Annotated in this window: 23 protein-coding genes; 11 read left to right on the top strand and 12 right to left on the bottom strand. The window is 72.2% G+C overall.

All coding sequences use genetic code 11. The features are described from left to right. Positions 1-23: 23 nt before the first annotated feature. From ACFY04_RS35495 to ACFY04_RS35480, 4 genes are all read right to left on the bottom strand, one after another. The gene (locus tag ACFY04_RS35495; RefSeq protein ID WP_389123469.1) at positions 24-2,258 is read right to left on the bottom strand and encodes an acetate--CoA ligase family protein; all 2,235 of its coding nucleotides are present in this window, start codon (positions 2,256-2,258) and stop codon (positions 24-26) included. A 188-nt stretch (positions 2,259-2,446) separates the two neighbouring features. Further along, a complete protein-coding gene (locus ACFY04_RS35490; protein ID WP_389123466.1) occupies positions 2,447-3,676 on the bottom strand; it encodes an RNA-guided endonuclease InsQ/TnpB family protein in 1,230 nt (409 codons plus the stop codon). 286 nt (positions 3,677-3,962) lie between these two features. Beyond that, complete coding sequence (locus tag ACFY04_RS35485; RefSeq protein ID WP_389123464.1) at positions 3,963-4,409, bottom strand: hypothetical protein; 447 nt, start codon at positions 4,407-4,409, stop codon at positions 3,963-3,965. Next, positions 4,406-5,605, bottom strand: coding sequence for a flavin-containing monooxygenase (locus ACFY04_RS35480; protein ID WP_389123461.1), 1,200 nt, complete (start codon positions 5,603-5,605; stop codon positions 4,406-4,408). The genes ACFY04_RS35485 and ACFY04_RS35480 overlap by 4 nt, the downstream gene beginning before the upstream one ends. Before the next feature lie 205 nt (positions 5,606-5,810). Here ACFY04_RS35480 and ACFY04_RS35475 point away from each other — a divergent pair, with 205 nt between their 5' ends. Next, complete coding sequence (locus tag ACFY04_RS35475; RefSeq protein ID WP_389123458.1) at positions 5,811-6,263, top strand: DoxX family protein; 453 nt, start codon at positions 5,811-5,813, stop codon at positions 6,261-6,263. Then, a complete protein-coding gene (locus ACFY04_RS35470; protein ID WP_389123455.1) occupies positions 6,260-6,688 on the top strand; it encodes a Zn-ribbon domain-containing OB-fold protein in 429 nt (142 codons plus the stop codon). Before ACFY04_RS35475 ends, ACFY04_RS35470 begins: the two co-directional genes overlap by 4 nt. A 19-nt stretch (positions 6,689-6,707) precedes the next feature. Here the strand turns inward: ACFY04_RS35470 and ACFY04_RS35465 are convergent, their stop codons facing one another. Beyond that, positions 6,708-7,409, bottom strand: coding sequence for a pyridoxal 5'-phosphate synthase (locus ACFY04_RS35465; RefSeq protein WP_389123453.1), 702 nt, complete (start codon positions 7,407-7,409; stop codon positions 6,708-6,710). 216 nt (positions 7,410-7,625) lie between these two features. Between ACFY04_RS35465 and ACFY04_RS35460 the strand changes: the two genes are divergently transcribed. Then, on the top strand, positions 7,626-7,832 hold the full coding sequence (locus ACFY04_RS35460; protein ID WP_189971490.1) for a DUF4287 domain-containing protein: 207 nt from the start codon (positions 7,626-7,628) through the stop codon (positions 7,830-7,832). 97 nt (positions 7,833-7,929) lie between these two features. Here the strand turns inward: ACFY04_RS35460 and ACFY04_RS35455 are convergent, their stop codons facing one another. Then, positions 7,930-9,231, bottom strand: a complete 1,302-nt coding sequence (locus tag ACFY04_RS35455; protein WP_389123449.1) for an acetyl-CoA acetyltransferase — start codon at positions 9,229-9,231, stop codon at positions 7,930-7,932. Positions 9,232-9,388: 157 nt separating this feature from the next. Between ACFY04_RS35455 and ACFY04_RS35450 the strand changes: the two genes are divergently transcribed. The 3 genes from ACFY04_RS35450 (at position 9,389) to ACFY04_RS35440 (ending at position 12,629) form a co-directional block, all read left to right on the top strand. Then, on the top strand, positions 9,389-10,744 hold the full coding sequence (locus ACFY04_RS35450) for an acyl-CoA dehydrogenase family protein (RefSeq protein WP_389123446.1): 1,356 nt from the start codon (positions 9,389-9,391) through the stop codon (positions 10,742-10,744). Then, positions 10,744-11,217 carry a nitroreductase family deazaflavin-dependent oxidoreductase gene (locus ACFY04_RS35445; protein ID WP_301370158.1) on the top strand — a complete coding sequence of 158 codons (474 nt, stop codon included), beginning with the start codon at positions 10,744-10,746 and terminating at the stop codon, positions 11,215-11,217. The genes ACFY04_RS35450 and ACFY04_RS35445 overlap by 1 nt, the downstream gene beginning before the upstream one ends. An 86-nt stretch (positions 11,218-11,303) precedes the next feature. After that, the gene (locus ACFY04_RS35440; RefSeq protein WP_389123444.1) at positions 11,304-12,629 is read left to right on the top strand and encodes an RNA-guided endonuclease InsQ/TnpB family protein; all 1,326 of its coding nucleotides are present in this window, start codon (positions 11,304-11,306) and stop codon (positions 12,627-12,629) included. Between the two features lie 33 nt (positions 12,630-12,662). On the opposite strand, the gene ACFY04_RS35435 is transcribed toward ACFY04_RS35440, so the two are convergent. Further along, positions 12,663-13,310, bottom strand: a complete 648-nt coding sequence (locus tag ACFY04_RS35435) for a TetR/AcrR family transcriptional regulator (RefSeq protein ID WP_052872673.1) — start codon at positions 13,308-13,310, stop codon at positions 12,663-12,665. Between the two features lie 319 nt (positions 13,311-13,629). On the opposite strand from ACFY04_RS35435, the gene ACFY04_RS35430 reads away from it, so the two are divergent. From ACFY04_RS35430 to ACFY04_RS35420, 3 genes are all read left to right on the top strand, one after another. Next, positions 13,630-14,424, top strand: a complete 795-nt coding sequence (locus ACFY04_RS35430; protein WP_389123441.1) for a VOC family protein — start codon at positions 13,630-13,632, stop codon at positions 14,422-14,424. A gap of 250 nt (positions 14,425-14,674) precedes the next feature. Next, positions 14,675-17,083 (top strand): serine/threonine-protein kinase, encoded by a 2,409-nt coding sequence (locus ACFY04_RS35425; protein WP_389123439.1) that lies wholly within the window; start codon positions 14,675-14,677, stop codon positions 17,081-17,083. A gap of 68 nt (positions 17,084-17,151) precedes the next feature. Beyond that, entirely contained in the window at positions 17,152-17,652 is a 501-nt protein-coding gene (locus tag ACFY04_RS35420; protein ID WP_389123437.1) for a peptidylprolyl isomerase, read from the top strand. A gap of 73 nt (positions 17,653-17,725) precedes the next feature. Here ACFY04_RS35420 and ACFY04_RS35415 read toward each other — a convergent pair whose 3' ends face one another. Then, positions 17,726-18,190, bottom strand: coding sequence for a hypothetical protein (locus tag ACFY04_RS35415; RefSeq protein ID WP_389123435.1), 465 nt, complete (start codon positions 18,188-18,190; stop codon positions 17,726-17,728). Positions 18,191-18,352: 162 nt separating this feature from the next. Here ACFY04_RS35415 and ACFY04_RS35410 point away from each other — a divergent pair, with 162 nt between their 5' ends. Next, the gene (locus ACFY04_RS35410; RefSeq protein ID WP_389123434.1) at positions 18,353-18,955 is read left to right on the top strand and encodes a hypothetical protein; all 603 of its coding nucleotides are present in this window, start codon (positions 18,353-18,355) and stop codon (positions 18,953-18,955) included. A 9-nt stretch (positions 18,956-18,964) separates the two neighbouring features. Here ACFY04_RS35410 and ACFY04_RS35405 read toward each other — a convergent pair whose 3' ends face one another. From ACFY04_RS35405 to ACFY04_RS35395, 3 genes are read right to left on the bottom strand one after another with little or no spacing between them, the layout of a single operon-like run. Further along, positions 18,965-19,741, bottom strand: a complete 777-nt coding sequence (locus ACFY04_RS35405; protein WP_389123432.1) for an enoyl-CoA hydratase/isomerase family protein — start codon at positions 19,739-19,741, stop codon at positions 18,965-18,967. Continuing rightward, positions 19,738-20,220, bottom strand: a complete 483-nt coding sequence (locus ACFY04_RS35400; RefSeq protein WP_389123430.1) for a Zn-ribbon domain-containing OB-fold protein — start codon at positions 20,218-20,220, stop codon at positions 19,738-19,740. Before ACFY04_RS35400 ends, ACFY04_RS35405 begins: the two co-directional genes overlap by 4 nt. Before the next feature lie 4 nt (positions 20,221-20,224). Next, on the bottom strand, positions 20,225-21,376 hold the full coding sequence (locus ACFY04_RS35395; RefSeq protein WP_389123427.1) for a lipid-transfer protein: 1,152 nt from the start codon (positions 21,374-21,376) through the stop codon (positions 20,225-20,227). Positions 21,377-21,470: 94 nt separating this feature from the next. Here ACFY04_RS35395 and ACFY04_RS35390 point away from each other — a divergent pair, with 94 nt between their 5' ends. Beyond that, positions 21,471-23,105, top strand: coding sequence for a FadD3 family acyl-CoA ligase (locus tag ACFY04_RS35390; protein WP_389123426.1), 1,635 nt, complete (start codon positions 21,471-21,473; stop codon positions 23,103-23,105). A 6-nt stretch (positions 23,106-23,111) separates the two neighbouring features. Here the strand turns inward: ACFY04_RS35390 and ACFY04_RS35385 are convergent, their stop codons facing one another. Continuing rightward, positions 23,112-23,684, bottom strand: a complete 573-nt coding sequence (locus ACFY04_RS35385) for a Uma2 family endonuclease (protein WP_389123424.1) — start codon at positions 23,682-23,684, stop codon at positions 23,112-23,114. Positions 23,685-23,720 lie beyond the last annotated feature (36 nt).

Raw genomic sequence — 23,720 nt, 5'->3', positions numbered from 1 at the left:
GTGACCGCGGGGCGAGCGCAGCGTCAGCGGCAGATGGCGAGCGCGTCCAGCGCCACCGCCCCCTGCCCCCGCGGGAGCACCATCAGCGGGTTGATGTCCAGCTCGGACAGCTCGTCGCCCAGTTCGAGCGCCATCCGCTGGATGCGCAGGACGACCTCCACCAGGGCGTCCACATCGGCCGGGGGCGCCCCCCGTACGCCCTCCAGCAGCGCATGCCCGCGCAGTTCCCTCAGCATCGCGCGCGCCTGGTCCTCGCCGAACGGCGGCACGCGGACCGCCGCGTCGTGCAGGACCTCCACCAGGACCCCGCCCAGCCCGACGGTGACGGTGGGGCCGAAGAGGTCGTCCTGGGTCACGCCGACGACCATCTCCACGCCCCGCTCCACCATCTGGCAGACCAGGATCCCGTCGAGCGGCACGTTCTCGTAGCGCGCGATGTCGGTCAGTTCCCGGTACGCGTCACGGATCTGGCTCGCCGAGGTGAGGCCGATCTTCACCAGGCCGAGCTCCGTCTTGTGGCCCAGTTGCGGGCCCGAGGCCTTCATCACCACCGGGTAGCCGACCAGCCCGGCCGCGCGGACCGCCGCCGCCGCGCTGGTCACCAGCTGCTCGCGGGGGACCCGTATCCCGTAGGCGCGCAGGAGCTGCTTCGCGGCGTGCTCGCTGAGCTGCTGCGACGGCCGCATGAGGGCTTGTGCCTTGCGGTACGAGGGCGAGGGCGTGCGCGGTGCGTCCTCGAAGGGGGAGCGGTATCCGGCGGTGAAGCGGTGGTGGCCGAGGTAGGCGCGTACGGCGGTGATGCAGTTGCCGAAGGTACGGAAGGTGGCCACGCGGGAGGAGCCGAGGAGGGTGGTGCGGTAGGCGTCCTCGGTGCCGACGGGGGAGCCCCAGATCACGCAGATCAGCTTGTCGCTCTGCTCGGCGGCGTCCACCAGGTCCTGGGCGAGTTTGTCGCTCATGGGCGGGAAGGGGCCGGTGATCGGGCAGATCAGGACGCCCACGGCGGGGTCGGCGAGGATCGCGTCGATGATCTTGCGGCCGCGCCAGTCGCCGACCGGGTGGCCGCCGTTGTCGACGGGGTTGGCGACGTTCAGGTACCCGGGGATCCACTGGTGGAGTTCGTCCTGCTTGGCCTGCGAGAGGGTGGGCAGGGTCAGGCCCGCTTCCGTGGCCAGGTCGGAGAAGTGGGCCCCGGTGCCACCGGAGATGGAGTAGACGACGACCCCGTCCGCCTTGGGCTTGCGGGCCCGGGCGAGCAGGGCGGCGGTGTCCTGGAGCTCGTCGAGCCCGTCGACGCGGATGACGCCGAACTGGCGCATGGCGGCGTCCACGACGGTGTCGGCGCCGGTCAGCTTCCCGGTGTGGGAGGCGGCCATGCGGGCGCCGGTCTCGGTGCGGCCGACCTTGACGGCGACGACGGGGACGCCGTTGCGCGCGGCCCGGTCGGCGGCGAGCAGGAAGGACCGGCCGTCCTTGAGGCCCTCCACGTAGCAGGCGATGGCCCCGACCTCGGGCTGCTCGGCGAAGTAGGAGATGAAGTCGGAGGTCTCCAGGTCCGCCTCGTTGCCGGTGGGTGCCCAGTGGGAGAGCCGGATGCCCAGCTCCTGGAGGGTGTAGACGGGCCGGCCCTGGTGGCCGGACTGGGTGATGAGGGCGATCGCCGGGCCGTCGAGGTCCTCGCGGAACTTCTCGAAGGCGTTGAGGTTGGTGTTGGGGCCCAGCAGGCGCAGGCCGGAGCCCCGGACGGCGGCGCCGAGCCGCTCCTGGGCGGCGGCCCCCGCATCGCCGGTCTCGGCGAAGCCGGAGGCGAAGGCGACCGCGAACTTGACCTTGGTCCCGGCCAGTTCCTCGATGACGGGGAGCGGGTCGGCGACGAGGAGGACGGCGAGGTCCACCTGTTCGGGCAGGTCGGCCACGGAGGCGTGGCAGGTCAGCCCGAAGACGGTGGGGCGGGTGGGGTGCAGGGGGTGGATCCGGGCGCCGACGCGCTCCGCCCAGGCGATGAGCTGGCGGGTGATGCCGGTGTTGGGCCGGCCCTCCGTGTCGGAGGCGCCGATGACGGCCACGGACTCGGGCCGGAAGAACCGGTCCAGGTCGGGCACGTCGGCGTGCAGCGGTCGTCCGCTGACGTCCAGGGGGACCGCGTCGTCGGCGGAGGGGGCCGCCGACGAATGGACGGCGGTCCTGGGAGACTCCCCGCAGGCCTCGACACGTGCGCGGAAGTCGGTGGTGAGGGTGCCGTGAGTAGATCCAAGCATCGTTGCCGCCCGCTCCTGCTCGATGAACCTCGATGGAACTCAATAACTGACGTGTAGTCAGATTACTGAACTGACGTGCCGTCAGGAACAGGGCTGCGCAGGAAAGGTGTGGAGGTGGTGTGTTGAATCCTCCCCTCCCTGAAGGGAGGGGGTTCTTCACCCTCCAGGGCTGATCGGGGATTTCTGGCTCAGGCAGCCACCTGGGGCAGCGCCCCAGGTGGTCTTACGCCCTCGGCACCAGCCGGGTTGAGACCAGCCCGGCCCAGCATCACGCGGGCGGAGTTCTTGTCCCTGGGGGACACGGCTCCGCACACGGTGCAGGCATAGGTTCGTTCCGAGAGGGGGAGTGCGTGCTTGGTTCTCGCTCCGCACTGCGCGCAATCCATGGTGGTGTGCGCGGGGTGTACCAGGTGCACGGCACGGCCGTGCTTTCGGCCCATCTCGACCAGGGCCGTCTTCGTCGCGGAGATCGCCGCGTCGGCCGCCTTCCGCGCCATGGTGGACTTGGCGAGGAACTTCGGGCGGAAGTCCTCCACCGCCAGGGCGTCGTGGTCGCGGATCACACGCTTGGCCCATTTACGGCCGGTGTCCTGGCGCTGCCGGGCCACCTTCTTGTGCAGCTTCGCGACTCGCCTCTTCGCCCGCTCGTAGCCCTTCGAGCCGGGCTTGCCCTTCTTCGGTTTCCGGCGGGCCATCATCCGCTGATAGCGCGCGAGGCCGGCGGCGGCCTTCTTGCCGTGCTCGGAGTGCGGGAGGTCGTGGGGATCGCTGGTGGTGGTCGCGGTCTCCTTCACACCCCAGTCGATACCGATCACCGCGCCGGTTTCCGCAAGCGGCTCGACCTCGGCGGGGACGACGAACGAGCAGTACCAGTGCCCGAGACTGTCCTGGTAGACACGCACGGAGGTCGGGTCGGCAGGGAGGCCGCGCGACCACACGACCGTCAGGGCGATCCCGCCCGCCAGGTGCAGATTCCCGTCCTTCAATCGAAAACCGCGCCGGGTGTAGTTGAGGGACGGCAGCGCTTCCCGCTTCTTCTTCCACTTCGGCATCCCGGCCCGACGCGCCATGGGCAGCCGTGCGCGGATGTCCTTCTGCGCCCTGGCCTTGGACTTGCCGAAGTCCCGGATCAACTGTTGCTGCGGAACCGAGGATCCATCCCGAAGCCAGGTGTTCTTTGTTCGGGCCTCGGTCAGCATCTTGTCGAGCTGGGCCGGACCACAGGTCCGCTTGTCGACACCCTCGGGCCGGTCCTTGTTCCACAGGTGCGTCTGCTTCGACTTCGCGCAGCACTCGTTCCACACCCAGCGACACCGGTCCCACTCCGCCGTCAGGGCGGCGAGCGCGGTGGACGACACGCGCACGCGGAAGGTCCACCGGGCATGTATGGAATCCCCCGCCATCGGCGTCGTCACCATCCCAACAACCTATCCCCGACCACTGACAGCAGCCGAAAGCACAGGTCGGACCAGATGCGAACCGACCTCCGGCGCTCCGCGCCTCCGACCCAAGGACCCATTCCTCCCCGGCCTGAAGGCCGGGGCCTCCTGAGAGAATTCCGGTGAAGTGAACGGTGACAGATCCCGCCCGGACCGGTCCAGGCGCGATTCGGCCGACACGGCGACCGGGCGGGTCGGGCCCGCCCGACCCTGGCCCTGCCTCGACCCCGGCCCGCCCGCCGCCTGACCCGGCGGCCGCCGTGGCTCAGGCGTGCCAGAGGGCGAACAGCCCGGCGAAGAAGGCCAGGGTGAACATCGGGACCCACCACGGCGCGGATCCCGCCTCCCGCGTCGAGCGCGACACGCGGGCCAGCAGCCGGGCGTTCAGCAGCCCGGCGGTCAGGCAGTAGAGCACCCAGAGCGGCTCGAACAGCCAGGCGGGCGATTCGAAGTAGAAGCTGTAGCCGAGCAGCCAGGTGTCGACCTGGGTGACGACGAGGAAGAGGTGTACGGCGAGGAGCCAGGGCAGCGTCAGCACCACGGCGATGTTGCGGATCAGCCAGCCGTTCTCGCCGAGCCCGACGCCGCCGGTCATGGACCACACCGCGCACACCGCGAGCAGCACCAGGTAGCCCCGGGACAGCGGCTCGCTCCACGCGGTCAGGGCGGCCCCCCGGATCCGGGCCGGGGCGTTCGAGCCGGGCAGCTTCACGAGGCGCCCGCCCCGGACCGCCGGGCGACCGCCTTGGCGATCTTCTCCGCGTCCAGGGCCATCTCCCGGAACATGCCGCTGATGGGGTTCGAGAAGCCCGTGAAGTACAGGCCACGGGCCTGCTCGGGGGTGCGGGCGCCGTGCGTACGCGGGCGGCCGTGCTCGTCGAGCACCCCGAGGTGGCCGACCAGCCCCTCCAGCGCCCGGCGGTAGCCGGTCGCCGCGATCACCGCGTCCGGGGTGATCCGCGAGCCGTCCGCGAGCACCACCTCGGCGCCGTCGAAGCCCTCGACGGCGGCCACCGGTTCCACCTTGCCGCTACGGACCGCGTCGACCAGACCGACGTCCTGAACCGGTATCGACCCCTGCTTGACCCTGCTGTACAGGCCGGTGGCCGGGCGCGGAAGCCCGTACGCCGACAGGTCCGGGACGGAGGCCCTGGCGACGAGCACCGACAGCTTGTCCACCAGCGGCGCGGGCAGCCGGCGTACGAGGATCCCGCTGCGCTGGGCCGGCCAGCCGGCGGTGGAGCGGCGCATGATGTGCGGCGCGGTGCGCACGGCGAGCCGCACCCGCGCCGCGCCACCCTCGACGAGGTCGACGGCTATCTCGGCGCCGGTGTTGCCGACGCCGACGACGAGCACGTCCTGGCCGGCGTACGGCTGGGGATTGCGGTAGTCGCAGGCGTGCAGCAGCCGGCCCTCGTACGCGTCCCGGCCCGGCCAGTCGGGGAGCGCGGGCGTGTGGTTGTACCCGGTTGCGACGACGACGGCCGCGGCCGCCAGCTCCCGGCCGCCGCTGGCGTGCAGGATCCAGCCGCCCTCGCCCTCGCCCTCGGGGCCGGGAGCGGCGGGCTCGATCCGGGTCACCTCCACACCGGTGACCAGCTCCAGCTCGTGGAACTCGGCGTACCGCTCCAGGTAGCGCACGACGTTGTCGCGGGAGACCCAGCGTCCGAAGCGGCGCGGCATGGCCAGACCCGGGAGGGCGGAGAGCCGGCGCGTGGTGTGCAGGCGCAGCCGGTCGTAGTGCTGCCGCCAGGATGCGCCGACCGCGTCGGACTTCTCGACGACCACCGCGCGGACCCCGCGGGCGCGCAGCGCGGCGGCCGCGGCGAGGCCGCCGGGGCCGGCCCCGATGACGTACACGGGGCGGGGCTGGGTGGTCATGTCGGGTGCTGTGGGGTCTCCGGGCATGAGGTGTGATCGTATCGCCACGCTGGGTTGATGGGTCTCGGTCGGGCGGGGAATCGATTGCGGATCGATCACGGGCGCCCGGAACGCCCGCGGGGCCGCGGACCCGCGGCCGGCCGGGGCCTTGCGCGATCGCCCCGGATCCGCTCAACTGACGTACCGTCAGATAGAGCGTGCGCGTCGATCGCGAGAGGGGTGGGGGCTGCCGATGCAGACCATCTGGCTCAGTGGGGCCGAATGGCTCGCCGTGCTCCGGATAGGCCTCGGCCTGTGGTGGCTGGAGAGCTGGCGGCACAAGGACAAGAAGGGCTGGTTCGAGCGCGGCACCGGCATCGCCTGGGCCGCCGACGTCGCCGGCAAACACCGCTGGACCTTCGTCAAGGGCGGCTTCGAACTGGTCGTCGCACCGCGGCCGAAGGCGATGGCGTACATCGTCGTCTACGCGGAACTCGCACTCGGGCTGGGCCTCGTACTCGGCTTCCTGACCCCGGTCGCACTGATCGGCGGACTCCTGCTGAACCTGCTCTACCTGGTGCTGATGATCCACGACTGGGCCGAGCAGGGCCAGAACGCGATGATGGCGCTCATCTCCCTCGTCGCGCTCCTCGCCATGTCCTGGCAGACGTGGTCCCTCGACGCGGCGACCGGACTGTTCCTGTGACCGGTACGGTGCGGTACGACCTCCCCGAGGCGGACGAGTTCACCCGCCCCTACTGGGACGCGGCTGCCGAGGGCCGGCTGCTCCTCCGCCGCTGCGCCGACTGCGGGCGGGCGCACCACTACCCGCGCGAGTTCTGCCCGTTCTGCTGGGCGGGCGAGGACCGTGTGACGTGGGAGACGGCGAGCGGCCGGGCGATCCTCTATACGTGGTCGGTGATCCACCGCAACGACCTCCCGCCGTTCGGTACGCGCGTCCCGTACACGGCGGCGGTCGTCGACCTCGCCGAAGGCCCGCGGATGATGACCGAGGTGGTGGACTGCGAGGCGGCGGACCTGCGCATCGGCATGCCGCTGACGGTCACCTTCCGCGAGGCCGCGGACGGGGTGTGGGTGGCGGTCTTCCGGCCGGCGCCGCCTCCGGACTGAGGGCCCTTCGGGCCGGGGGTCAGGGCCAGAGCAGCTCGCGCTCCCAGGACCCGCCTTCTGTACGGGAGTACCGCAGGCGGATGTGCCGGCGCGCGGCGTCACCCTGGAAGAACTCCACCTCGGCGGGGTCCAGCACGTACCGCGTCCAGGTCGGAGCCGGCGCGTCCGGCTCGGCTCCGGCCCGCTCCCAGGCGGCCGCCGAGACCCGCGCCAGCTCCTCGGCGGAGCCGAGCACCTCGCTCTGCCGGCCCGTGAGCGCGGCGGCGAGCGCACCCCGCGAGCGGACCGCCAGGTCCGCCCGGCTCTCCTCGGGCCCGCAGGCGGTGACCCGGCCCCGGACGCGGACCTGGCGGCCGACGGCCGGCCAGTAGAACCCGAGCGCCGCCTCCGGGTGTCCGGTCAGCTGCACGCCCTTGGCGCTGGTGGCGTGCGAGGCGAAGTGCCAGCCGCGCGCGTCGACGTCGTGCAGCATCAACGTCCGCACATCGGGCCGCCCCTCCCCGTCCACCGTCGCCAGACTCATGGTGTGCGGCTCCAACTGCCCCGCCCGGGCGGCATGCACGAACCATTCCCGGAACAGCGCCAAGGGCTCGCGGGGCGCGGCGGAGGTATCGAACCCGGGGAGCGGGGTGTCCCACACGCGCAGGGAATGCAGGGTGGCGCGGAATGCGTCGGGGGCGGCTTCGCCGGCCTGGCCGGTCTCGCTGGTCTCGCTGGTCATGAGGCATATGGAACAGCAGGGCGGGGGACAGGGACCAGGGGCCGACGGGTCGGGGTCGGGGGTCGGTGGCTTCGGGGGGCGGGGTCGGGAGGGCCACCCCCCCCTGAAGAAATCTTCCGCCCCACCGATGAGTTCTCGTCCCCGACGCAGTCATACCTACGAGACCGCACCCCACCGCACCGCACACACACCCGCACCCCCGGAGGGACACGCATCATGGCCGAGACAGTGAAGGGCCCCGTCAGCTACTTCCCCTCGATCGAGAAGAAGTACGGACGGCCGATCGGGGAGTGGCAGGACCTCATTCGGTCCTCGCCGCTGACCAAGCACATGGAGCTCGTCTCGTGGCTCAAGACCGAGCACGGTCTGGGGCACGGTCACGCCAACGCCCTCGTGGCGCACACCCTCGCCGAGGGCAAGTAACCCTCCCCGTCCCCGCCTCCGTCCCCGCCTCTGTCCCGCCTCCGTCCCGCCTCCGTCCCCGGACCTGTCCCCGGACCCGCCCCCGGGCGGGGGGCGGTCACCCCCGCCCGAGCAGGATCGTTCCCGACGAGCAGAACCAGCCGCCGGTGCCCGAGGCCAGGGCGACCTCCGGGAGACGGCCGCCGGGTTTGATGACCTGGCCGGCCCCCGCTTCGCCGCGGAGTTGGCGGACGGCTTCGACCAGGAGGAACAGCCCGCGCATGCCGGGGTGGCAGGCCGAGAGGCCGCCGCCGTCGGTGTTGACCGGGAGTTCCCCGTCGCGCAGCAGGCGGCCCTTCTCCACGAAGGCCCCGCCCTCGCCCTTCGCGCAGAAGCCGAGGTCTTCCAGGGTCACCAGGGTCATGTAGGTGAAGGCGTCGTAGATCTCCGCGAGGTCCACGTCCGCCGGGGTGAGACCGGCCTGTTCGAAGGCGATGCGGCCCGATACCGCCGCCGGGGACACCGTGAAGTCCTCCCACTCCGACATGGTGGTGTGGGAGACGGACGTGCCGGCCCCCAGGATCCAGACGGGGGCCTTCGCGGTGTCCGGTACGTAGTCCTCCGCCGCCAGGAGCACCGCGCAGCCGCCGTCCGAGCGGATGCAGCAGTGCAGCTTGGTGAAGGGGTCGGCGATCATGTCGCCGCCGAGCACGTCCTCGACCGTGATCGGGTCGCGGAACATGGCGTCCGGGTTGGTGGCCGCGTTCGCCCGGGCCTGTACGGCCACGGAGGCGAGCTGTTCCAGTGTCGTCCCGTACTCGTGCATGTGGCGGCGGGCGGCCATGGCGTACTTGGAGATCAGCGTGTGGCCGTACGGGACCTCGAACTGCAGCGGTCCCCGCGCTCCGAAGGAGAGGTTGGACGTGCGGCGCCGCGCCTTGATGTCCGCGCGGGCCGTGGAGCCGTAGACCAGGAGCACGGCGTTGGCGTGCCCGGCGGCGATCGCGTCCGCCGCGTGGGCGGCCATGACCTCCCAGGTCGAGCCGCCGACCGAGGTGGAGTCGACCCAGGTCGGCCGCAGGCCCAGGTACTCGGCCACCTCGACCGGTGCGAGCGTGCCGAGGCCGGCCGAGGCGAAGCCGTCGATGACGGAGCGGTGCAGGCCGGAGTCGGCCAGGGCGCGCCGGGCGGCCTGTGCGTGCAGGGCGTAGGGGGTGGGGCCGTCGACCCGGCCGCACTCCGAGAGGGCGACGCCGACCACCGCGACCCTCCTGCGGGCGCGGGGTGCGGCTCCGGTCGCGGGCCCGGTCGCGGGCCGGGATGTCGGTCCGGACGGAGGTCCGGACGGAGGTCCGGACGGAGGTCCGGACGGAGGTCCGGATATCGGTCCGGATGTGGGTCCAGGTGTGGGTCCAGGCATGAGGGGACGGTATATCTGACGAAGTGTCAGACGCTAGACCCCGCCGCGCAAACCACCTCCGCCGCCCCCTGTGCTTCTGTCCCCGCCGGGCCTAACATGACGGCCCGTCAGATCCCCCCAGCTACCGCTGGGAGGTGCCCCCGGGAGGAGCCCGACGATGGATGCCGCCTTCACCGCGGAGCAGGGCGAGATACGCCGTACCCTGCGCGAGATCCTGGGCAAACGCTGCGGCCCCGACGAGGTCAAGGCCGCCGTCCGTACCACCGCCGGACACGACCGCGAGCTCTGGCAGCAGCTGGCCCGTCAGCTCGGGCTGCCGGGCATCGCCATCGCCGAGGAGTACGGCGGTGTCGGCTGTGCCCCCGCCGACCTGGCCCTGGCCTGCGAGGAGACGGGCCGGGCGCTGCTGCCCTCGCCGCTGCTGGCCACCGCAGCGCTGTGCGTGCCCCTGATCGCCGCCCTCGGCACCGGCGCCCAGCGCTCCGAGCTGCTCCCGCCGCTGGCCACGGGCGGGCTGACCGCCGCCCTTGCCGTCAGCGGCCCGGCGCTGGCCACCGCCCTCGCGCTGACCGGCGAGGACACCTCCGGGCAGTGGTCCGGCGGCGGCCGCGCCGGCGGTGTCCAGGCCCGCGCCGTCACCGCCGACGCACATGCCGACGACGCCGGCTCCGGGGGTGGCTGGCGGCTGTACGGGGAGGCCGTTCAGGTGCTCGACGGGCACAGCGCCGGGCTGCTGCTGGTCGCCGCGCACACCGGCGGCTTCGCGCGCAGCCGCACGCTGCTGTTCCTCGTACGGGAGGACGCGCCGGGGCTCGTACGGTCCCGGCAGGCCGTCCTGGACGAGACCCGCCCGCAGGCCAGGATCGAACTGCGTGACGTGTCGGCGGAGTTGCTCGGCGACGAAGGGGCCGATGTGCTCGGCGCGCTCGCCGCCACCGGGCGTACCGCCGCTGCCGTCCTGGCCGCCGAGGCGGTCGGCGCGGCCGGTCAGGCGCTGGCCCGCACGGTGGAGTACGTACGCGGGCGCGAGCAGTTCGGCCGGGCGATCGGCTCCTTCCAGGCGGTCAAGCACCGCCTCGCGGACCTGTACGTGCAGGTGCAGGCGGCCCGCTCGGCGGCCTACTACGCCGCCTGGGACCCGGACCAGGGCGGACTCGCGCTCGCCCAGGCCCTGGAAGCCCTGCGGGTGACCGCGGGCGAGGCCATCCAGCTGCACGGCGGCATCGGCTTCACCTGGGAGCACGACGCGCACCTCTACTTCAAGCGGGCGGCGGCCGACGAGCTGCTGTTCGGTCCGGTCCACCGGCTGCGGGCGCACGCCGCCGACCGCGCGGGCCTGTTCGCGGACCCGGCGGACCCGGCGGACCCGGCGGACCCGGCGGACCCGGCGGACCCGGCGGACCCGGCGGACCCGGCGGACCGGGCGGACCCGGCGGCCGCTCCGGCCGCGGCTCCGCCGCAACCTTCGCCCGACCCCACGTCCCCGCCCACACCAGAGAAGGTGGCCGTCTGATGGCTCCCGGCGTCAAGCTGATGCAGAAGGTCTCCTCGACCATGCTCTTCGCCAAGATCGCACCGCACTTCATCCCCGCCATGGACAAGGCGGTGCACAAGCTGACCCGCGGCAAGGTCATCCTCAGCGCCCAGATGCTGCCGGGCGTGATCCTCACCGCCAAGGGTGCCAAGACCGGTGAGCCGCGCACGACCCCGCTCGCCTGCATGCCGGAGGACGGCGGGACGACATGGATCCTGATCGGCTCCAACTTCGGCCGGCCCGGGCACCCGGCATGGACCGGGAACCTCCTCAAGCACCCGGACGCGGATGTGAGTTGGCAAGGCCGGGACATCCCCGTCCGGGCCCGGCTGCTGGCGGGTGAGGAACGCGCGGAGGCGTGGCAGGCGGTGCTGAGGTTCTGGCCGCCGTATGCGACGTACCAGGCGCGCATCGAGCGCGAGATCCGGTTGTTCCGCCTGGAGCGTCGCTGATCGCAGGAGTACGGGAGAGGTGCCGGGCGGCGGACCCTGGAGGGGTCCGCCGCCATCGAAGCCAGTGCGCATCGGGCTCCAGCCCGTTGGCGAAGAGCGTCGTTGAACTCGACCAGCTCGCGCTCGAAGTCCGCGCACACCGTGTTCGTGATCTTCTCCATCCGATTGAGATATACGTCGGTGAACATTTTGTGCCGGTATTTCGTCACGAAGTCAATGGCGGCGCACCACGGAAGCAGCAGCGCGTATACCTGTGGGAGCAGCGCCGGTACACCCTCCGATCTGCGGAGCAGTGCAGGTACCTGACGGCAGCGCGAGCCGACCTGGACTGGATCGGTGAACTGCCCGCGCAGGCCGGGCAGCAGATCCTCCGCAGCCTTGACCGGGCGTACGACAACTTTTGGAACCTCGAACATCCGGCCCGGTTCCCAGCGAGAAAGAAGCGCGGCCACCGCTTGTCGGTTCCGTTTCCCGGGCAGGCGGTCGAAGTCCGGAAGCTGAACCGTAAGTGGGCTGAAGTGCGCCTGCCGAAAATCGGGTGGCTACGGTTTCGGCTCTCCCGCGCCATCGGGGGCGCGATCCGTAACGCCACGGTGTCCCGGGACGGCAGCGGCTGGCACGTCTCGTTCGGTGTCCATACGGGCCGCAAGCCGGGAATGCCTAACGGGAAGCCCGCGTGCGGGGTGGACTTCGGTGTCGCCGCGTCCGCATTCGTGTCCACCGAGACCACATCCCGTCTCATGCCCCCTTCACTGACGGCCAACGAGAAGAAGCGACTCAAGGCTCTGGAGCAGCGCAAGGCGAGACAGATCACCTACGCGAGGAAGCACAACGGAGGGAAGTACGGGACCCGCCTGCATGCGACGGTCGCCCAGATCGCGAAGCTGACCACCCGGCGGGCTAACCGCCGCCAGGATTTCACGCACAAGCTCACCACCGACCTCGCCAAAAATCACGGCCTGATCGGTATCGAGGATCTGCGCGTGACGGCCATGACGGCCTCAGCAAAGGGCACCGCCGAAAGGCCGGGCAAGAGCGTCCGCCAGAAGGCCGGACTGAACCGGTCGATCCTCGACAACATCCCGGGAGAGCGGCGGCGACAGCTTGAATACAAAACCCACCTGTTCGGATCCGTACTCGTCGCGGTAGCGCCGTTCCACACCTCCCAGACCTGTGCCGCATGCGGCCAGGTCGATCCCGAATCCCGCAAGGGCTGTGGTCGGTTGTTTGCCTGTACCCACTGTGGGCACGAGGACGATGCCGACCACAATGCCTCGGTGGAGATCGAGGCCCGAGCCCGCCGGACGGGTGGCTCGGACATCAACAGCACGCGCAGCATCCCCAGGGTGCGAGTCCCGGCCACCGGCCGGAGGCGGATGCGTGAAGCCCCGAAGCCCGCCCACGCGAGCTGAAGGGAATCGCCCCAATCCATGGGGCGAGAATCGTCACTTCGTGGGCTTCTTGCCCGTGATGCCGAGGTGGACGAGCAGCGCCAGGTTCGGCTTGAGCTCGGCCTGCTTGACGCCCCAGGTCTGGAAGCCTTTCTGGTGCGAGGCGACCGCGGCCAGCATCGCAACCAGTGAACCGGCCATCGCCGCGGGGCTGATGTCCTTGTCGACCTTGCCCTTGGCCTGGAGCTCCTTCATCGATTCCGTGAGGGAGTTGGTGACCGAGTTCAGGATCTTCATGCGGATCTTGTAGAAGCGCTTGTCGCCCTCGGCCGCGCCGAGGTCGACGACCCGCAGGATCGCGTCGTTGCGGCGCCAGAACTCCAGGAAGCCCTCGACGAGTTCCTCGGCGGCGGCCCACCCTGACTTGCCGACCCAGGTCCGGCCCTCGACGAGCGACGTCAACTGCGCGCCCTCGGTGGCCATGTGTTCGGCGATCTCCAGGACGGCGCCCTCGACGTCCGGGAAGTACTGGTAGAAGGTCGCGGGGGAGGTACCGGCCTTGCGGGCGACGTCGATCACTTTGACGTCGCGGTACGGCGAGGAGCTGAGCATCTCGCTGAGGCAGTCGAGCAGCTTCTGCCGCGTCGCCTGGCCGCGCCGGCCGGCGACACGCCCGTCGACGGTGCGTACTTGTCCTGTCATGCCGTCAGCTTACCGAGGGGTGATCGGCGCGCTATTCGGCCGCCTGCAAATGGGGTTACGGGGTCCCTGGCCTGGGTGGAAGACGGTCCCGGGCGGCCGCGCAGGCGCATTCCGGACGGAAATCGGCCCCCGTGCGCCCCCGGCCGGGCCCTGTCCCCGCGCCGGGCCCGGCCCGCCCCCCGGGCCGGGCGTGTCGCCCGGTTCCGCAAGATTTCCCCCGAATAGTCTTATCAACAGGCTGTGGACAAGTTTTCGGGCGGATCATGGCTGAGAGGGTTGGGAGGGTACACACCCCCGCACAACGGAAGGAAACGGGCCCATGGCCGCATTCGCGGAAGGCGCACCCTGCTGGGTGGACGCCTCGCTTCCGGACGTCGAGGCGGGCAAGCGCTTCTACGGTGAGCTCTTCGGGTGGACCTTCGCCGAGGGTGCGGGCGCCGAGTACGGCCACTACACGCAGGCCTACAGCCGCGGCCGCAACGTCGCCGCCCTCGCCCCCAAGCCCGACGGCCGCATGCCCACCGTCTGGGGGATCTACCTCTACACCACCGACGCCTACGCCTGCGCCCAGCGCATCCGCGCGGCCGGCGGCCAGATGGTGATGGACCCGATGCCGGTCGGCCCGTACGGCACCGCGGCGATGGCCGCCGACCCCGGCGGCGCCGTCTTCGGCCTGTGGCAGCCCGGCACCCACCACGGCTTCGACGCCCAGCAGGAGCCGTACACGTACTGCTGGAGCGAGGTCTACACTCGGGCCCGCGACGCCGTCGACGTCTTCTACGCCAAGGTCTTCGGTTACGTCCCGCAGGACCAGGACGACGCCGGCGTCGAGTACCGCATCTGGTCCCCGCCCGGGACCGCGCCCGGCACGGACACCGCCGTCCTCGGCCGCAGCCTGATCACCGGCGCCTTCCCCGAGGCCATGCCCGCGCACTTCCTCGCCTACTTCGCCGTACCGGACTGCGACCAGTCCGTCGCCATGGTGCAGCGGCTCGGCGGCCGGGTCACCGCCGACCCCTTCGACACCCCCTACGGGCGGATCGCGGTCGTCGCCGACAACCAGGGGGCGGTCTTCGGGCTGCTCTCGGAACCCCGCTCGAAGCCGGCCGCGTAGCCCCCGCCCACCGGGCCGCGCAGCCCCCGCCCACCGCGCCGCGCGGTCCGCAAGGCCCCGGTCCCGGAAAGATCGCCGAGCAGATCACACCGCCCGGCTCGACGTGCCGGGGCCGGACCGGGTCCGGGCCTGACAGAATCGGGGTTGCTCGACCCGGGCGGCGCCCGGAGTGAGACGCTGCACGGGGCAGGGCCCCGTGCCGGTGGAAGCGGGCCCGCTGAGTGGCCCGTACGGGGAGGTGTGGAGGCGAGTGGTGGAGCAGCTGACGCAGCACGACCCGAGACGGATCGGCCCCTTCGAGGTGCTGGGACGGCTCGGCGCCGGCGGCATGGGGCTGGTCTATCTCGCGCGGTCCGCGTCCGGACGGCGGGTCGCGATCAAGACGGTGCGCACCGAGCTCGCCGAGGACCAGCTCTTCCGCGTCCGCTTCACCCGCGAGGTGGAGGCGGCCCGCGCCGTGTCCGGCTTCTACACCGCGGCCGTGGTCGACGCCGACCCGCGTGCCGCCGTGCCGTGGCTGGCGACCGCCTACGTCCCGGCGCCCTCCCTGGAGGAGATCGTCAACGAGTGCGGGCCCATGCCCGCCCAGGCCGTACGGTGGCTCGCGGCCGGTATCGCCGAGGCCCTGCAGTCCATCCACGGCGCCGGCCTGGTCCACCGCGACCTGAAGCCGTCCAACGTGCTCGTCGTCGAGGACGGCCCGCGCGTGATCGACTTCGGTATCGCGAGCGGGGTCTCCAACACCCGCCTGACCATGACGAACGTCGCCGTCGGCACCCCCGCCTACATGTCGCCCGAGCAGGCCAAGGACTCGCGCAGCGTCAAGGGCGCCAGCGACGTCTTCTCGCTCGGCTCCACGCTCGTCTTCGCCGCCACCGGGCACCCGCCGTACCACGGGGCGAACCCGGTGGAGACGGTCTTCATGCTGCTGCGCGAGGGGCCCAACCTGGAGGGGCTCCCGGCCGAGCTGCGGCCGCTGATCGACTCCTGCATGCAGATGGACGCCACGCTCCGGCCCACCCCGGCCGACCTGCAGGCGCAGCTGGCCCCGCACCTGTTCGACGGCGGCGACGACAGCGGCACCGCCTCGGCGTGGCTGCCCGCGCGGGCCGTCGCGATGATCGAGGCCCGGCGCGCGGGGCACCGTACGCCGCCCGCGCCCGTCCCGGTGGTTCCGGCGCCCGGCCCGGGCTCCGGGGGCCGCGGGCCGGCCTCCGAGGCCGTCACCCACCGCCGCCCGCGCGGGGCCGACTCCTGGGTGGACCCGCGTACCGGCCAGGCCGTCCCGCAGCGCCCGCACCACCCGCCGATGTCCCCGGTGCCCTCGGGCGAGCCGGTGCGCCTGGGCGGCTCGCCGGTGCCGATCGGGCCCGGGCCGCGCGCGAGCGCCGCCGCCCCGGCCGCGCACGCCTCCCCCGCCGCCGCGGACTCGGCGACCGGCTGGATCCGCCCGCCCGGCGGGTCGGTGGCCACCCCCTCGGCGGTGCAGCCCGTACCGAGCCAGAGTCCCGCTCCGGCCCCGGACAGCGGCCGCTGGCGGCCGTGGCGCTTCCGCATGTCAAACGAGGTCTGGGGCACCCCGACCGTCGCCGGGAACCTGCTCTACGTGACCTCCTTCGAGGTCCACGCGCTGGACGTGGCGAGCGGCCGCCGCCAGTTCAAGACCCGCGACGTCGCCTGGTCCATGGCGGTCGCCGACGGCCGGATCCACGCCTCCGACGGCCCCTCCCTCTACGCGCTCGACGCCGGCGACGGCTCCGAGCGGTGGCGGCTGTCCACCGACGCCTGGGTGTACGCGCTGCGCGCCGAGCGCGGCACGGTCGTCACCGCCACGCGCGGCGGCGGCGTGCAGGGCCGGGAGGCCTCCAACGGCCACAAGCTGTGGGAGCTGACCGGCGCGCAGAGCGACTTCGAGACCCCGGAGGCGGCCCCCGTCCTCCACGACGGCACGGTGTACGTGTGGCAGGACGCCCGGCTGCGCGCCCTGGACGCCCGTACCGGCCGCGAGTCCTGGTCCTACCCGATCGGTGACGCGGCCTCCTGCGGGAACGTGCCCGTGCGGGTCACTCCGGCCCCGGACGGCAACGTCTACGTCGCGGCCGGCACCCGGGTCATCTCGGTGGACCGGGCCTCGGGCCGGGTCCGCTGGCACTTCGAGGCCCCTGCGGTCTTCCTGGCGCCCCCGGCCTTCGCGCCGGGCGCGGCCATCACGGGCGGCGGGGTCTACCTCGTCGACTACCTGGGCACGGTCTACGCCCTCGACGCGGCCACCGGCCAGGACCGCTGGCGGATCGCGACGGAGGGACGGCAGTCCTCGGACCCGGTGGTGGTCGCGAACGGCAACGTCCACCTGGGCGCGGGCAGCGCGCTGTACACGCTCGACGCGGTCACCGGCACCCCGAAGTGGCGGTTCGCGGCGGGCGGCGAGATCACCGGTCTGCCGGCGGTCGCGGACGGCCGTGTGCACTTCGGTTCGGCCGACCACTGCCTGTACACCCTGGACGCGGCGGGCGGCCAGCTGCGCTGGAAGCTGGCCACGGGCGGCGAGATCACGGGCGCCCCGGTGGCGGAGGCGGGCGTGGTCTACGCATGCAGCAAGGACCGCTGCGTGTACGCGCTGGACGCGGCGAAGGGTACGGGCACCCGTACGAGCGGTTGACCTGCCCGGAGGCGGGGCTGCGGCCCCGCCGGGCAGCGCACCGCACCGGGAGTGACAGGATGGACCCCATGAGCGACAACGTCTACTTCGACATCACCATTAACGGCGCCCCCGCCGGCCGCATCGTCTTCGCCCTCTTCGACGAGGCCGTCCCGAAGACGGCGCGCAACTTCCGCGAGCTGTGCACCGGCCAGAACGGCTACGGCTACGCCGGCTCGGGCTTCCACCGCGTCATCCCCCAGTTCATGCTGCAGGGCGGTGACTTCACCAACCACAACGGCACCGGTGGCAAGAGCATCTACGGCGAGAAGTTCGCGGACGAGAACTTCCAGCTGAAGCACGACCGCCCGTACCTGCTGTCGATGGCGAACGCCGGCCGCAACACCAACGGCTCGCAGTTCTTCATCACCACCGTCGTCACCTCGTGGCTCGACGGCAAGCACGTCGTCTTCGGCGAGGTCGTCTCGGGCCAGGAGCTCGTGGACCAGATCGAGGCCCTGGGCTCCCAGTCCGGCGCCCCCAAGGGCAAGGTCGAGATCGCGGCCTCCGGCGTCGTCGCCGCCGCCTGATTCCCACCCGCCTGTCCGGCCGGTCGGCCCCGCCCCCTCCGGGGGGGGGCCGGGGCCGCCGCCGTTTCCGGGGTCAGCCGGCAACGGGTGTCGTCGGGGGGAGGGGGCGGGTGCGCGGGGCGGGGCGGCCGCGCATGACCGCCGCACCCAGGAGGATCAGCGCACCCGCGCCGAGGGCGTTGGCGAGGCCGTCACCGAGACCCCGGCCGTCGCCGCCCACCGAGAGGCTGCCGACGGCCTGGCCCTGGCGGACCATCCACAGGATCGTGAAGCCGAGCACGACCACCCCCGCCAGCGCCATCAGCAGCCGCGAGCGGAGCAGCACCGCGCACACGGTGAGGACCGCGGCGAAGAGGTACGGGAGCAGGACCGAGGCCAGCAGGGTGGGCGTGTGGCCGGTGATCCCGGCGGAGGTGAAGAGCTCCTGGACGCCGTAGTCGCGTCCGTGACGGCCGTCGTACCAGGCACGGAAGGGGCTCCAGACGGCGGCCGCCGCTCCGATCAGACCCATCAGGGAGCCGAGTGCGTTGCGGAGCATGCCCGGCCCTCCGGGATAGGGATCTCGATCCCGACGCTACGCCCGGCCCCCGCGGCCCGCACTCCGGAGGGTTCCGGCGGAAACGGCCTTTATGTTCCTCTTACGTGGCGCGCCCCGGCTGGTAGCGTGACCCGCCGTTGTCCCAGGGGAGGGGTTCGGGCCATGGTGGCTGGGCGTCGTATCAGGTTCACCGCGGTGCTGGTGGGGGTCGTGCTGGCCCTGACCGGCTTCTCGTCGCACGGCGGAAGCAGCAGCAGCGGCAGCAGCGGGAGCAGCGGCAAGAGCAAGAGCAGCAGCGGTGGCGGGTGCTCCAGCTCCAAGAGCAAGAAGAAGAGCCACGGCAGCGGCAGCAACAACAGCACGGCCACCGCGTCGCCCTCCGCGAGTGCGGGCGGCGCCCCGGCCACGGCGGTCGTGGTCACCTGCGTCGCAGGCACCCCGCCGGTCACCACGGTCAGGTTCACCTCGAACGTGGACCGCAAGGCGACGTTCACGGTGGACCTGTACCGGGAGGGCGCGAACGGCGCCACCATCGAGTCGACCGAGGTCGAGGCGACCCTGGAGGCCCGTGAGACCCGGACGGTCGAGGTCGCGCTGGCGGAGCCCGCGCGTGCGGCCGAGGTCACCACGTGCAGGCTCGACCGGCCCCGCGAAGCGTCCGGCACCGGGACGCCGGGCCCGGCCAGGACCACCTCGGGCGGTTCCAGGCCCACGCTGAAATCCACCCCGAAGAAGTCCACGCCGAAGTCCACGCGCAAGCACTGAGGCCTGCCGTCAGCGCAGCCTGAACTCCGTTCCGGGCCGCCGCGAGCCGAACAGCTCCGCCTGCCGCTCCGGCGCCAGGTTCCCCAGCGCGATCAGCGCCGGAGCCTGGGCCAGGGCCTGCTGGAGCGCGGCCTGCTTCGCCGACCACAGGGCCCGTACGGTGCCCTGCACGGCCTCCGTGGGGAAGCCGGCCAGGGTCTCCGCCGCCCGGAGGGCCGCCGGGAGCAGCCCGTCGGGCGCCGTCAGTTCCGAGACCAGTCCGATCTCGTGGGCCCGGCGCGCGGAGAGCCGCTCGGCCGTGCCCATCAGGGACATCCGGGCCGCCTCCCCGAAGGGCATCCGCTGTGCCATGTAGACGGCCTCGTAGGCGCTGACCATCCCGTAGGTGGTGTGCGGGTCGAAGAAGGTGGCGGTCTCGGAGGCGATCAGGAACTCCGCCTCGCCCAGCAGGTAGAAGGCCCCGCCGCAGGCCATGCCGTTGACGGCGGCGACGACCGGCTTCCACAGGTCGCCCGCCTTGGGGCCGATGGCGATCAGCGGGTCGTCGGCCGAGTAGGGGGAGGCGGGCTGCGGCACGTCGACGCCGCGGTCGATGCCGGTGCAGAAGGCGGCCGCCCCGGCGCCCGTCAGCACCACCGCCCGTACCTCCTCGGCGAACCGGAACTCCCGCCACACCGCGCCCAGTTCGGCGGCGGTCTCCAGGTCGATGGCGTTGTGCCGGTGCTCCCGGTCCAGAGTGACGACGGCGACGCCGGTCGCCTTGTCCCGTTCCACCCGCACGGTCATGACTTCTCCAGGACCCAGCGGGGCACGGCCATGCCGCCCGTCTCGGTGAACACCACGTGCACCCGGGCGCCGATCCGCAGCCGGGCCGGGTCCACCGAGTCGAGCGGGGCGTCGGCCGAGGTCACCAGGTTCCCGGCGAGCCGGATGTGCGGGGCGTCGGCGAGCTCCACGAGGATCACGTTGTACGGGGCCTGCGCGGCGTACGCGGGCAGCAGCGGCGGGTGCGGCCGTACGTAGGACCAGATGCGGCCGCGGCCGCTCATCCGGCGCCACTCGCTGTCGAAGGACCGGCAGTGCGGGCAGCAGGGGCGGGGCGGGAAGCGCAGCCGGCCGCAGCCGGCGCAGGCCTGGACGCGGAGCTCGCCCTGGGCGGCGTACTCCCAGAAGGGGGCGCCGTCCTCGTCGGGGACCGGCAGCAGCAGTTCGTCCGCAGCGGCGGAGGCGGCGGCCATCGGGGTCATCGGGGTCACTGGGGTCATCGGGTCAGCTCCTCAGCAGGATCGCGGACGTCGGGACTCCCTCGCCCGCCGTCACCAGGCAGGTCGCGGCGTCGGGGACCTGGGCGGTGGAGACGCCGCGCAGCTGCTTGACGCCCTCGTTGATCAGGTTGAAGCCGTGCACGTACGCCTCGGACAGGCCGCCGCCCCCGGTGTTGATGGGGAGCCGGCCGCCCGTCTCCAGGGCGCCGCCCTCGGTGAAGGCGGCGCCCTCGCCGCGGCCGCAGAAGCCGTAGCCCTCCAGGGAGAGCGGGATCAGCGGGGTGAAGGCGTCGTAGATCTGGGCGACGTCCACGTCCTGGGGCCCGAAGTCGGCCTGCTTCCACAGGTGGCGGGCGGCGGTCCAGGCGGGGCCGGAGAGCGGGTCGTCGTTCCAGTAGTTGACCATGCCGTGGTGCTGGGCGGGCAGGCCCTGGGCGACGGAGTGGACGTAGACGGGCTTCTGGCGGCAGTCGCGGGCGCGCTCGGCGGAGACGATCACGCAGGCCAGCGCGCCGTCGGTCTCCAGGCAGTTGTCGAAGAGGCAGAGCGGGTCGCTGATCATGCGGGAGGTCATGTACATCTCGCGGGTCAGCGGGCGTTCGTACATCATCGCGGCCGGGTTGGCGTTGGCCCGGTTGCGGCAGGCCATGGCGACGTTGAAGAGGTGGTCGCGGGTGGCGCCGTACTCGTGCATGTAGCGGCGGGCGAGCATGCCGATCTCGTCGGCGGGGCGCAGAAGGCCGAAGGGTCTGGTCCACTGGCCGGGGGTGGGCAGCTGGACGGCGGTGTTCTTCCAGGGGCGGGGGCCCGAGCCGCGTTTGCGGGAGCGCCAGGCGACGCCGACGGTGGCCTGGCCGGTGGCGACGGCGGAGGCGAGGTGGCCGACGGTGGCGCAGGAACCGCCCCCGCCGTAGCCGATCTTGGAGAAGAAGGTGACGTCGCCGGCGCCGATGGCCTTGGCGACCTCGACCTCGTCGGTCTCCTCCATGGTGTAGGAGGCGAAGGCGTCGACCTCGGACGGTTCGATGCCGGCGTCGGCGAGGGCCGCGAGGATGGCGCGGCAGGCCAGTTCCTTCTCGGACTGCGGCAGGTGTCTGGCGAAGGCGGTCTGCCCGATGCCGACTATCGCCGTCGCGTCCTTGAGCGTTGCCGCCATCGCCACCTCCGGGGTGCGCCAGTACTGACAGCCGCGAAGGCTACAGCTAATCTGACGGATAGTCAGCTACTGGGTCTGCGGGAAGGCGGCACGCATGGGCGGCGACGGGCGCGAGGACGTACGCGAGAACGTACGCGGGGATCTGCGCTGGGGCAGCATCGCGCAGCTCGTCCGGGCGGCAGCGGCACGGTACGCCGACCGCGAGGCCGTCGTCGACGGGCGCACCCGGATCAGTTACGCGCAGCTCGGCGAACGCGTCGAGCGCGCCGCCGCGGCCTGCATCGCCGCCGGGACCGAGCCCGGCGACCGGGTGGCCGTCTGGGCCCCCAACACCCTGGAGTGGATCGTCTCCGCCCTCGGCGCCGTCTCGGCCGGCGCGGTGCTCGTCCCCCTCAACACCCGCTTCAAGGGCGCGGAGGCCGCGTACATCCTGGAGCGCAGCCGGGCCCGGCTGCTCTTCGTCACCGGCACCTTCCTCGGTACCTCCTACGTCGCCTCCCTGCGCCGCGCCGCGGCCGAGGGCCCCGGCACCGGACCGCTGCCGGGACTGCCGCACCTGGAACAGGTCGTCGTCCTCGCCGACGACGCCCCCGACTCCTTCCGCACGTGGAAGGACTTCCTGGCAGGCGGGGACGGCGTACCGGCCGCGGCGGTCCGCGAGCGCGCCGAGGCCATCCGCCCCGAGTCCCCCTCCGACATCATCTTCACCTCCGGCACCACCGGCAGCCCCAAGGGCGCGGTCATCACCCACGCCCAGTCCCTGCGCTGCTACGACGTGTGGAGCGAGCTCGCCGGACTGCGCGAGGGCGACCGCTACCTGATCGTGAACCCCTTCTTCCACACCTTCGGCTACAAGGCGGGGATCATCGCCTGCCTGATGCGCGGGGCCACGATGGTCCCGCAGTCCGTGTTCAACGTGGACACCGTCCTCGCGAACGTCGCCGCCGAGCGGATCTCCGTACTCCCCGGGCCGCCCACCCTCCACCAGTCGCTCCTCGACCACCCCCAGCGCGACCACCACGACCTCTCCGCCCTGCGCCTGGTCGTCACCGGCGCGGCCGTGGTCCCGCTGCGGCTCGTCGAACGGCTGCGCGGCGAACTGCGCATCGCCACCGTCCTCACGGCGTACGGGCTCTCCGAGGCCAGCGGCATCGTCACCATGTGCCGCCGCGGCGACCCCGCGGAGACCGTCTCCGCCACCTCCGGCCGGGCCATACCGGAAACGGAGGTGGTGATCCTGGACGCGGGCGGGCGGCCGCAGCCGGCCGGGCACGCGGGCGAGATCGCGGTCCGCGGCTACCACGTCATGCAGGGCTACTTCGAGGACCCCGAGGAGACCGCCCGGACGGTCACCCCCGAGGGCTGGCTGCACACCGGCGACGTGGGGTACATGGACGAGCACGGCAACCTGCGCATCACCGACCGGATCAAGGACATGTTCATCGTCGGCGGGTTCAACGCCTACCCCGCCGAGATCGAGCAACTCCTCGGCCTCCACCCGGACATCGCGGACGTCGCGGTGATCGGCATCCCGGACCCGCGCCTCGGCGAGGTCGGCAAGGCCTACGCCGTCCGCCGCCCCGGCTCCACCCTCACCGCGGACGACCTGATCGCCTGGTCCCGCCGCGAGATGGCCAACTACAAGGTCCCGCGCGCGGTGGAGTTCGTGACGGAACTCCCGCGCAACGCGAGCGGCAAGATCCTCAAACGCGCCCTCCGCACCGGCTGAGTCGGTTCAGGGGACGAGGCTGCCCAGATCGATGGTCGCGGCGAACGGAACCGCCACCTTGAGCCACTCCCGGTGGATTCCGGTCGCGACGTACGACCGGGTGACGGTGTCCAGCTCGTAGACGTGGACGGCGGGCCCGGTCGTCTCGTCCTCGACACGCCAGAAGTGGGGGATTCCCGCCTGGGCGTATTTGAAGGGCTTGATGGAACGATCGCGGTCCACCGACTCCTCGGACACCACTTCGATCACCAGAACCACCTCGTCAGGGAGGTAGCGGGTGCGGTCCGGGTCGTAGGGGACGGCCGCAGCCAGGATGTCCGGTTCCGGGCGGCTCTTCCGGTCGAGCCGGATGGTCATCTCCCGGGAGACCTCGATGTCGTCAGGTGCCGCCTGCCGCAGGGCGAAAGTCAGGTTCTCCACGAGACGGGAGTGCCAGTTCCGCTGCGGCGACATCATGAAGATCAGCGCTCCGTCGATGAGCTCGGTGTGCCGGGGGGCCTGGGGCAGGTGATCGAGGTCGTCCGCTTCCCAGCCGCTCGGGCGGGGCGGGAGCATCCATTCGGGGAGCTCGGCGGCCATGGTGTCCTCCAGGGGGTGCGCTGGTTCAGCCTACTC

This window comes from Streptomyces sp. NPDC001549 (assembly GCF_042894025.1).
Taxonomy (GTDB): Bacteria; Actinomycetota; Actinomycetes; order Streptomycetales; family Streptomycetaceae; genus Streptomyces; species Streptomyces kutzneri.
Note: the sequence above shows the minus strand (reverse complement) of the source record. Positions and strands in the feature narration are given on the sequence as shown.